Origin of the sequence: Oceanisphaera sp. (assembly GCF_048268965.1) — a bacterium.
Classification (GTDB): domain Bacteria; phylum Pseudomonadota; class Gammaproteobacteria; order Enterobacterales; family Aeromonadaceae; genus Oceanimonas.
Genome location: NZ_JBLWUK010000052.1, coordinates 1 through 9,667 on the forward strand (window position 1 = coordinate 1; position 9,667 = coordinate 9,667).

Sequence of the window (9,667 nt, forward strand, 5' to 3'; positions counted from 1 at the left end):
TGAGGCGTGAGGCGTGAGGCGTGAGGCGTGAGGCGTGAGGCGTGAGGCGTGAGGCGTGAGGCGTGAGGCGTGAGGCAAAATGTTAGCCGGCTCTTTGGCCGACGCAACCATGCTCTCCTCAGCTTTTATTCCTCACACCTCACTCCTCACCGCTGTTAATCGCGGAAGTTGTTGAACTGCAGCGGCTGCTCCTGTTCGCCCTGGCGCAGCAGCGCCATCACCTGCTGCAGATCATCGCGCTTCTTGCCGGTCACTCGCAGCTGCTCACCCTGAATGGACGCCTGTACCTTGATTTTACTGTCCTTGATCTGCTTGACCAGCTTCTTGGCGAGAGCGCTGTCGATACCCTGCCTGAAGCCCAGTTCCTGAATATGTCGCTTGCCCGAGCGCACTATACTACCCGGGTCCATCACCCGAACATCGATACCCCGCTTGATCAAGGCCCCCCGCAGCATATCCCGCATCTGCTGCAACTGCATCTCGGCATCGGCGCTCAGTTTCACCTTCTCGTCTTTCAGCTCAAAGCTGGCATCCACCCCACGGAAGTCGAAACGGGTTTCCAGCTCACGGTTGGCATTTTCCACCGCATTACGTACTTCATTCATTTCAACTTCAGACACAATATCAAAAGACGGCATGATGACTCCTTTTAAACGGTTTTATTAACCGCCAGCGATAAAATAATACGCTGGCGCCCGTGAAAGTTCACGGTTAACGTATAGGGCTTAAATTTACAGGCATAATAACAAAATTCAGGGGATAGAGTGATGATGGAATGGACCATTCTTGGAGCAGGTGCTCTGGGTTGTGTAATGACGGGCCTGTTACGCCAACGAGGAGAAAGCGTCGCCTTGATGTTGTCGGAGCGTCATCGTGGCCATTTCCATCCCAGCCTGGATCTGATTACCCTGACCGGGACGCATCAGTTGATCCAGAGTCGGCCCCGCTTTCCCGAGCATGCCCGCACCGTAGAATGCCTGCTGGTCTTCACCAAAGCCTATCAGGTAGTGGATGCATTAAAAGAATTGCATCACCTGCCCGCCAGCACCCCCATCATTCTGTTACACAATGGGCTGGGCGTGTCCGAGCAGGTACAGGCAATGTTTCCGAACAACCCCTTGCTGGCGGGTGTCAGCAGTCATGGCGCCATCAAAGAGCGGGACTGGCTGGTGCGCCATACCGGCAAGGGAGAAACCTGGCTGGGGCCCTTGAATGAAGCAGCAAAGGCATGGAGCCATTTGGTCAAACCCTTGCAGAAGGCGCTGGGGCATGCCGAGTGGAGCGAGGATATAGTGCTGCATCAGCGACGCAAGCTGGCCATCAATGCCGTTATCAACCCATTGACCGCCTGCAACAATATCACCAACGGTCAATTGCTGGAGCCGCGCTTTGCCGATGTATTGGCGCAATTGAGCGAAGAGGTGTATCAGGTGATGGCCCGTTTGGACGGTGACAAGGCCGAAACACCAGACGCCTTCCGTCGTCGCTTGCTGCAGGTGATTGAGCTCACCTCCAGCAACTACTCGTCCATGCATCAAGACCTGGCCCACGGCCGCGCTACCGAAAACGAGTATATCGGCGGTTATATTCTGGCGAACGCCGGTAACCTCCCCGTTCCCGTATGCGGCCAGCTTTATCAGGAAATAGAACGTAAAAGCGGCGCCACCAAGCAGGAGCTGAGCATTCTGCGCTAAGCGCCCCGCAGCAAGTCCGACATCACGGCAAAAAAAACACCGAACCTGATACAGGCTCGGTGTTTTTATTGTTTACGCCGAAGCTTTTCTTATAGCTTACAGCTGGCCGCTTCTGGCTGCCGTTAGGGTTTGTACACCTTCACGTTATCAAAGCCCTGCTCTTTTAAATGAATCGCCTGCAGGCGGCTCATCACGCCACGGTCGCAATACAGCAGATAGGTTTTGCTGGGATCCAGCTCGGTAAACTGGCTCGACAGCTTGAAAAACGGCATCACGACGACTTCCCGGCCCGGCACCGCCAAGGGGGTTTCTTCTTCCTCTTCCGGGGAGCGAATATCGAGGATCACCTCGGTGACATCATCGCTTCCCTGGCTGAACTCCACCTCGGGCAACTGCCACTTTTGCTCAAGCTTGCGAATATCCTCTACCATGGCCGCCTCAATTGCGGCATCCAGAACGGCAAAGTCGAAGTGACTTTCTTCTTCGAGCACTCGGCCCATTTTGGCCTTGATGGTCGGGCTCTTGGAGATAACGCCACAATACTCCGGCATTTTTTCGGCATAAGTGGCGGTACCTATCTGGCGAGCCACATCTATAATGTCCTGCTTGTCGTAAGCAACCAGTGGCCGCATGATCAAGGTATCGGTCGCCTGATCAATGACATTCAGGTTGGTGACCGTCTGGCTCGACACCTGCCCCATGGCCTCACCGGTCACCAGAGCATTAATGCCCAGCCTTTCGGCGACCACGGCACCGGCGCGCATCATCATGCGCTTGAGGATCACCCCCATGTAACCGTTGTCGACCTTTTCCAGGATCTCGCCGACCACGCCCTCGAAGGGCACAGAGATAAACTTGACCCGATGGGAAGAGCCGTACTTCTTCCACAAGTAGTAAACGACTTCGCGCACCCCGGCTTCGTGCTCTTCGCCACCCAGGTTAAAGAAGCAATAATGCACCCGACTGCCGCGCTTGATGAACTGATAAGAAGACACGCCCGAGTCATATCCACCGGACATCAGGCTGAGCACGCTCTCCTGAGTCGCTATGGGGTAACCGCCCAGACCGGCATATTGCTGATTGACCAGATACAGGCGCTCACCATCCAGCTCCAGGTTAACCTGCACATCGGGGTTTTTCAGCTTTACACCGGCGGTATTGCAGCGCTGGTTCAAGCCACCGCCCACATAGCGTTCAACATCCAGCGAGCTGAACACCTGCTTGCCCCGTCGCTTGGCGCGGACGCAAAAGGTCTTGCCTGCCAGCCGGTCACCAAATACCTGTTCGGTATGGGTCAGAATCTCATCCAGGCTGGAAACCTGATGTTCTTGCACCTCTAAAAACGCCTGAATACCGGGAATACAGGCCAGCGCGTCTATCATGGCAAGACGGTGCTCGTCGGTAAAAATATTGCTGCGCACGATCAGCTTGTCCCAGTCGGACCGTATTTTGATGTGTTCATCCAGCGGTGACAGTACATTACGAATATTGCCTTGCAGGAGCTTGCACATACGCTGACGTACCGAGCGGCTCTTGATCGTGATTTCTGGATGAAGCTTGATAATAAATTTCATGAATGCGGTACGCCTAGAACAACTAAAGAAAGTAAACGACACAAAAATAAAGCCCGGCATTATACACCCTAATGCCGGGCTTTTGTTCAAAAAATAGTTAGTGAGGTGCAAGGCGAGAAGAGTGAGGGGGAAACAAAGCGGCCTTCGAGCCGCTGTCGGCCGCGAGAAAAACAGGGCCAGTGCAACTGCCGTCGGCCGAACTCATCCGACCGCCGTCTGGCCATGATGGTGAGCGCATCGGTCAGCCCCTGCAAAAGACCCGGGGTATGCCTGACTGATTACTTTCACCTTTTATGCCTCACTGCCTCACCGCAGCTCGCTCAGGTCTAGGGGCGCGGCAAATTTGGGTTTGCCTTGAGAGATGGTAATTTCTACTCGCCGGTTGCGGCGGCGATTTTCCGAGGTGTCATTAGGCAACAAGGGCCGGGTGCCCGCCATGCCCATCACCACCATGCGCTCTTCCGAAAAGCCTTCGACCTTCAACAGCTGATCGGCCACCGCCAGTGCACGCTGTGACGCCAGCTCCCAGTTGGAACGAAACAGCTCGTTCTGACTGTGTATATCGTCGGTGTGGCCCGACACCAGTATTTCACCGGGAATCTCCTTGAGCAAGGCGCCAATTTTACGCACCACAGGCCAGAACTGGGGCTGCAAGAAAGCCGAACCGGACGAAAAGGAAGCGTTCTCCTTGATACGAATAATGATCTGCTGGCCCAGGGCTTCAATTTCGATGGCATCCTGCTCAATGGAATCGTTCAGCTCTTCGGCCAATTCTTCTGCCAGGGTCATGGCTTGCGGACTGACCTGCAGCGGATCCGAGTGATCGCCGCCACTTAAATTACCGGTTTCCCGGCTTTGTCCCGCCGATCTGTCTTCTTCACCGGGCTGAAAGTCCAGCTCGGCTTGCGTCGAATCTGTGGTCTGCTGCATGATGACGTCGATGGGCGTGGGCTGCGGCTGGCCCGGGCGAAATTCCAGAGCTATGACCGAAGTCCCCTTGGGGATGTCGGGCGCTTCCAGCTGGTTTTGCACACCAAACGCGTACTTCATACCACCGGCCACCTGTTTGAACTTAATCACGTCCATTTCGGCAAAGGCCAACAGCAGTACGAAAAAACTCATCAATATAGTGGCGAGATCGGCAAAGGTCGCCATCCAGGCTGGCGCTCCGGCGGCAACCTGTTTGCGCTTTTTAGCCACTACTCCTCCTTCGGCCGTTTAGATTCGGCCAGGTAGTTTTCCAGCAAGCCCTGCAATACCCGTGGGCTCTGGCCATCTTGAATGCCCAGTACCGCATCCAGTATCAGCGTGCGGTTAAGCCGCTCTTCTTCCGAGCGCAGTTCCAGCTTGTCGGCAATGGGCAGCGCCAGCATGTTGGCCAGCATGGCGCCATACAGGGTGGTGAGCAGGGCGATGGCCATGGCCGGCCCAATCGCCTTGGGATCATCCATGTTGGCCAGCATGGCCACCAAGCCAATCAGGGTACCTATCATGCCCATGGCGGGTGCCACGTCGCCCAGGGCGCGAAATATCTTGGCGCCCTGCTCCTGGCGCTCAATAGTAAGATCGATGTCTTTTTCCAGCGCCATTTTCACCACGTTTTGTTCGTGGCCATCCACCAGCATATTCACCGCTTTTTGCAGAAAGGGGTTGGTGATTTCCGCCTCTTCCAATGCCAGAAAGCCGCCCTTGCGTGCCGAGTCGGCCAGCACCAGCACTCGCTCAATCAGCTCTTCGGGCTTTTCCAGCTTGAAAATAAACGCCTTGGCCGCCACCTTGGCCGCCCCCAGAAACTGACCAAAGTTGAACTTCATCATCACTACAAACAGCGATCCGACGAAAACAATAAAAAACGAGGCGACATCGGCGTACATACCGAGGCTGCCTCCCAGCACCATGGCCATGGCAACAAATGCCACGCCACCGACTAATCCGATAATCGTTGCCAGATCCAAAGCAAGGCCCTCATTGGTTATAACATGTTTGTAGACACAGTTTTTATGCTCATAGTGGCGCCAAGCTTACCTTGTTATGCTTTAGCTTGTCGCCATTGGTATTATCGGCAGCAGCGGCAGATCCTTAACCTCTTATCGTCGCGCCGTTTGGTGGCGGCTATAAGTTTCGCCAAAAGCGGGATGGCAATGATACTATTAGTCATTATTTTGCCGCTTAATGACTGAGGATGCCCGTGGCTACCAAAAAACCTGAAAATATGGATTTTGAAAGCGCCCTCGCTGAACTGGAAAACCTGGTTAACCAGCTTGAAGAGGGTGAGCTGAGTCTAGAGCAGTCGCTCAAGTCTTTTGAGCGAGGCGTGCAACTGGTTCGTGCCGGCCAACAACGGTTAACTCAGGCCGAGCAACAGGTTCAGATACTGCTGCAACAGGATGAAGAGCAACTCGCGGCCTTCACCCCGAGCCAAGAGGAACGATAACGTGGGCTTTATTCAAATGCAGCAGCACTATCATGAGCGCATTGCCCGCGTGCTGTCTGCGGCCATCAACGCACTTCCGCCACTCGCTCCCGAACTGAAAGCCGCCATGGAATATGGCCTGCTGCAAGGTGGCAAGCGCGTGCGCCCCATGCTGGTTTACGCCTGTGGCGACGTGCTGGACCAGCCCAATCATGCCGCCCAGGACGCCGCGGCCGCCGCCATCGAATGCATTCACGCCTATTCGCTGATCCACGATGACCTGCCCGCCATGGATGATGACGACCTGCGCCGTGGCCAGCCGACGGTACACAAGGCCTTTAACCAGGCCACGGCCATTCTGGCCGGCGATGCCCTGCAGGCTCTGGCCTTCGAGCTGCTGAGCCAGCCCGAACTCGGCCTGAGTGCCCAGCGGCAATTACGCATGGTACAAGAGCTGGCCAGGGCCAGCGGTTATCTGGGCATGTGTGGCGGCCAGGCGCTGGATATTCAGTCGGAAGGCAAAGTCATAGACAGCGCCACCCTGGAAAGCCTGCACCGTCACAAAACCGGCGCCCTGATCCGTGCCGCCGTGCGCCTGGGCGCACTCTGTGCTCCCCATATGGAAGAAGCACACTTTACTGCCTTAAGCCGTTATGCCGACGCCATTGGCCTCGCATTTCAGGTGCAGGACGATATTCTGGATATTACCGCCGACACGCAAACGCTGGGCAAAACCCAGGGCAAGGATCTGGTGCAGCAAAAGAGCACCTATCCTGCCCTGCTGGGCCTTGATGGTGCCCGCGCCCTTGCCGATGACTTGCAGCAGCAGGCCTTGTCCGCGCTGGCTGATATCCCCTATCCTACTCAAACACTGGAAGCATTCGCTCACTATATCGTGAAACGCGATTTTTAGAGCTAGCATAATAATAAGCTTATGAGTCTGAATATTGCCGATTATCCAACCTTGGCACTGGCTAACCTGCCCGACGAATTGCGCAGCCTGCCTCAAGACAGGTTGCCCGCTCTCTGCGCAGAGTTAAGGTCGTTTTTGCTGCATTCGGTTAGCCAGAGCAGCGGACACCTGGCCTCTGGCCTGGGTGTGGTCGAATTAACCGTGGCCTTGCACTACGTCTATAATACGCCGTTCGACCGTTTGGTGTGGGACGTGGGCCACCAGGCTTACCCGCACAAAATTCTGACCGGCAGGCGCGAACGCATGGCCAGCATCCGTCAGTTTCAGGGATTGCACCCCTTTCCCTGGCGCGAAGAAAGTGAATACGACACCTTGAGCGTGGGCCATTCCAGCACCAGCATCAGTGCCACGCTGGGCATGGCCATTGCCGCCGACCAGGAACAGAAAGGCCGCAAGGTAGCCGCCATTATCGGTGATGGCGCCATTACTGCCGGCATGGCCTTTGAAGCACTCAATCATGCCGGTGATATTCATAAAGACATGCTGGTTATTTTAAACGATAACGAGATGTCGATTTCCGAAAACGTCGGCGCGCTCAACAATCACCTGGCACGCATCATGTCGGGTTCGTTATACAGCAGCCTGCGCGAAGGCGGCAAGAAGGCGCTGGAAATACTGCCGCCGCTGAAAGAGCTGGCCCGGCGCACCGAAGAACACCTTAAAGGCATGGTCATTCCCGGCACCCTTTTTGAAGAGTTCGGTTTTAATTATGTGGGCCCTATCGACGGCCATGACATCAATACCCTGGTCGAGACGCTGCGCAATATGCGCAAGCTCAAGGGGCCGCAGTTTTTGCATATCATGACCCGCAAAGGCAAAGGCTACCTGCCTGCCGAGCAGGATCCCATTGGTTATCATGGTGTGCCCAAGTTCAACCCGGCCGACAGCAGCTTGCCCAAGAGCGCCGCTTCCGGCCCCAGTTACTCCAGTATTTTTGGTAACTGGCTGTGCGATATGGCCCAGGTCTGCCCACAGTTAATGGCCATTACCCCCGCCATGCGCGAAGGCTCGGGCCTGGTGCGTTTTTCGCGGGAATACCCCAAGCGCTATTTTGATGTCGCCATTGCCGAACAGCATGCGGTGACACTGGCCGCCGGCCTGGCCATAGAAGGCAAAAAGCCGGTGGTCGCTATTTATTCCACCTTTTTGCAACGGGCTTACGATCAACTGATCCACGATGTCGCGCTGCAGAATCTGGATGTACTGTTCGCCATCGACCGGGCCGGCATAGTGGGTGCCGATGGACCGACTCATCAGGGAGCCTACGATCTGAGCTTTATGCGTACCATTCCCAATATGGTGATCATGACTCCGGCCGATGAAAACGAATGTCGACAAATGCTTTACACCGGTTATCAGCATCCCGGCCCCGCCGCGGTGCGTTACCCTCGCGGCAACGGCTGCGGCGTTGAAATACAGGCACAGATGACGGCACTCGAACTGGGCAAGGGACGGGTGATCCGCCAGGGCAGCAAGATTGCCCTGCTCAACTTCGGCACCTTGCTGGCCGAGGCCGAAGCGGCCGCCGAGCAATTGGACGCGACTCTGGTGGATATGCGCTTTGTGAAACCCCTGGACGAGGCGCTGGTGTTGTCACTGCTGGCCGAGCATGAACTGCTGGTCACCATAGAAGAGAACGCCATCATGGGCGGCGCCGGCTCGGCGGTAAATGAATGCCTGATGCGCCACAAGAAAATAGTGCCGGTATTAAACCTGGGGCTACCCGATGAGTTTATTGAGCAAGGCAGCCAACAGCAGATCCTGGCCAAGCTGGGCCTGAATGCCGAAGGCATGGTGCAGTCTGTTCAAGAGTATCAAGCACACTGATCATTCTTCGATGATCACACTCTGCGGTGACATTTGACGCCAGATCCGGCCCAAACGTCACCGCTTTTTTGTCTTTAAAGGACAGCCAGCTCCAGCATCCCCATCCGCCATTGCGCTACAGCCTGCGGCGCACCAGATGAATCTATTGATGGCACGCAGCACCCCACCCGACGCCAAATACCAGCAAGTTGCCGCCAAATGTGGCATACTGTTGTCAAGTTATCCAATCTTGTTTTGAATGTGATTTTTCATCCCGGCAATTCGTGCCGACTTTAGCAATTTTGCTTTCTATTCAGGATCCATTATGACTACGCCAGTGCGCGTTCGTTATCAAACGATTGAAGTTGGCCATAAAGATATTCATTTATGTACGCTGCGTGACAACCAGCAATTCAGCGATACCAAGGGCATCGCCCAGGAGCTGGGTATTTGCTCTGCGTCCTGGCCCATGTTTGGTGTGGTATGGCCTTCGAGCCAGGTACTGGCCCATTACATGCTGGACTACGACATTGCAGGAAAACGTATTCTGGAAGTCGGCTGTGGCATTGCCTTGTCGAGCATACTGCTTAATCAACGGCACGCAGACATTACCGCCACCGATTATCACCCCAAGGTAGAATATTTTCTCGACAGAAACACCCTGCTCAATAACAACAAAGAGATCGCCTTCGAGCGTGTTGACTGGGCGGATGAACACAGCAATCTGGGCCTTTTTGATTTAATTATTGGCAGTGACTTATTGTACGAAGATCAGCATGTCATGATGCTGGCGGGTTTTATTGAGCGACATGCCAAGCCGCAATGCAAAGTGATACTGGTTGATCCGGGCCGAGGCAGAAAAAACAAACTGAATACAAAGATGGCCGAGTTTGGCTTTACCCACCATGAGGTCAAACCGGAAAACACCGCTTATCTGGAGCAGCCTTTCAAGGGCCATATCCTGAAATTTTCCCGCGGCCTGCCCTCTGGACTCCCCCAGTAACCGAGCCTGCTTACTAGCTATGTTCAGCTCGTTAGAGCGCTAACGATGGCTGCATGGTAGCGAAGCCTGCTGGCTTCGCTACGGAGGTCTTAACGAAGAAGTTATACCAATCTAAGTAAAAATATGCTCTATTTTAAAGCTGAGTACCAGAGGAAACAGAGTCAGCTCCCACGACACGCCATAAACCCATCCCTGGGGGCTCGG

9 protein-coding genes are annotated in these 9,667 nt (G+C 54.9%); 5 read left to right on the top strand and 4 right to left on the bottom strand.

Annotated elements, in window-relative coordinates; all coding sequences use genetic code 11:
• Positions 1 to 155: 155 nt before the first annotated feature.
• A complete protein-coding gene (locus tag ACN0VL_RS14740; RefSeq protein ID WP_417618682.1) occupies positions 156 to 638 on the bottom strand; it encodes a YajQ family cyclic di-GMP-binding protein in 483 nt (160 codons plus the stop codon).
• A 129-nt stretch (positions 639 to 767) separates the two neighbouring features.
• Between ACN0VL_RS14740 and ACN0VL_RS14745 the strand changes: the two genes are divergently transcribed.
• Positions 768 to 1,694, top strand: a complete 927-nt coding sequence (locus tag ACN0VL_RS14745) for a ketopantoate reductase family protein (RefSeq protein ID WP_417618684.1) — start codon at positions 768 to 770, stop codon at positions 1,692 to 1,694.
• A 122-nt stretch (positions 1,695 to 1,816) separates the two neighbouring features.
• Here ACN0VL_RS14745 and thiI read toward each other — a convergent pair whose 3' ends face one another.
• From thiI to pomA, 3 genes are all read right to left on the bottom strand, one after another.
• A complete protein-coding gene (gene thiI / locus ACN0VL_RS14750; RefSeq protein ID WP_417618686.1) occupies positions 1,817 to 3,268 on the bottom strand; it encodes a tRNA uracil 4-sulfurtransferase ThiI in 1,452 nt (483 codons plus the stop codon).
• Positions 3,269 to 3,574: 306 nt separating this feature from the next.
• Complete coding sequence (locus ACN0VL_RS14755; protein ID WP_417618696.1) at positions 3,575 to 4,423, bottom strand: flagellar motor protein MotB; 849 nt, start codon at positions 4,421 to 4,423, stop codon at positions 3,575 to 3,577.
• 44 nt (positions 4,424 to 4,467) lie between these two features.
• Complete coding sequence (gene pomA, locus ACN0VL_RS14760) at positions 4,468 to 5,223, bottom strand: flagellar motor protein PomA (protein ID WP_417618688.1); 756 nt, start codon at positions 5,221 to 5,223, stop codon at positions 4,468 to 4,470.
• Positions 5,224 to 5,450: 227 nt separating this feature from the next.
• Here pomA and xseB point away from each other — a divergent pair, with 227 nt between their 5' ends.
• The 4 genes from xseB to ACN0VL_RS14780 all read left to right on the top strand — a co-directional run bounded on the left by xseB (position 5,451) and on the right by ACN0VL_RS14780 (position 9,463).
• Positions 5,451 to 5,702, top strand: a complete 252-nt coding sequence (gene xseB / locus ACN0VL_RS14765) for an exodeoxyribonuclease VII small subunit (RefSeq protein WP_417618690.1) — start codon at positions 5,451 to 5,453, stop codon at positions 5,700 to 5,702.
• Positions 5,703 to 5,718: 16 nt separating this feature from the next.
• The gene (gene ispA / locus ACN0VL_RS14770; RefSeq protein ID WP_417618698.1) at positions 5,719 to 6,594 is read left to right on the top strand and encodes a (2E,6E)-farnesyl diphosphate synthase; all 876 of its coding nucleotides are present in this window, start codon (positions 5,719 to 5,721) and stop codon (positions 6,592 to 6,594) included.
• Between the two features lie 21 nt (positions 6,595 to 6,615).
• The gene (dxs, locus tag ACN0VL_RS14775) at positions 6,616 to 8,481 is read left to right on the top strand and encodes a 1-deoxy-D-xylulose-5-phosphate synthase (RefSeq protein ID WP_417618692.1); all 1,866 of its coding nucleotides are present in this window, start codon (positions 6,616 to 6,618) and stop codon (positions 8,479 to 8,481) included.
• A gap of 304 nt (positions 8,482 to 8,785) precedes the next feature.
• Complete coding sequence (locus ACN0VL_RS14780; RefSeq protein WP_417618694.1) at positions 8,786 to 9,463, top strand: class I SAM-dependent methyltransferase; 678 nt, start codon at positions 8,786 to 8,788, stop codon at positions 9,461 to 9,463.
• Positions 9,464 to 9,667: the final 204 nt, after the last annotated feature.

Coding starts and splice junctions, on each gene's coding strand:
- ACN0VL_RS14740 (WP_417618682.1), bottom strand. CDS start 638: ATGCCGTCTTTTGATATTGTGTCTGAAGTTGAAATGAATGAAGTACGT.
- thiI (WP_417618686.1), bottom strand. CDS start 3,268: ATGAAATTTATTATCAAGCTTCATCCAGAAATCACGATCAAGAGCCGC.
- dxs (WP_417618692.1), top strand. CDS start 6,616: ATGAGTCTGAATATTGCCGATTATCCAACCTTGGCACTGGCTAACCTG.
- ispA (WP_417618698.1), top strand. CDS start 5,719: ATGCAGCAGCACTATCATGAGCGCATTGCCCGCGTGCTGTCTGCGGCC.
- ACN0VL_RS14755 (WP_417618696.1), bottom strand. CDS start 4,423: ATGGCGACCTTTGCCGATCTCGCCACTATATTGATGAGTTTTTTCGTA.
- ACN0VL_RS14745 (WP_417618684.1), top strand. CDS start 768: ATGATGGAATGGACCATTCTTGGAGCAGGTGCTCTGGGTTGTGTAATG.
- xseB (WP_417618690.1), top strand. CDS start 5,451: ATGCCCGTGGCTACCAAAAAACCTGAAAATATGGATTTTGAAAGCGCC.
- ACN0VL_RS14780 (WP_417618694.1), top strand. CDS start 8,786: ATGACTACGCCAGTGCGCGTTCGTTATCAAACGATTGAAGTTGGCCAT.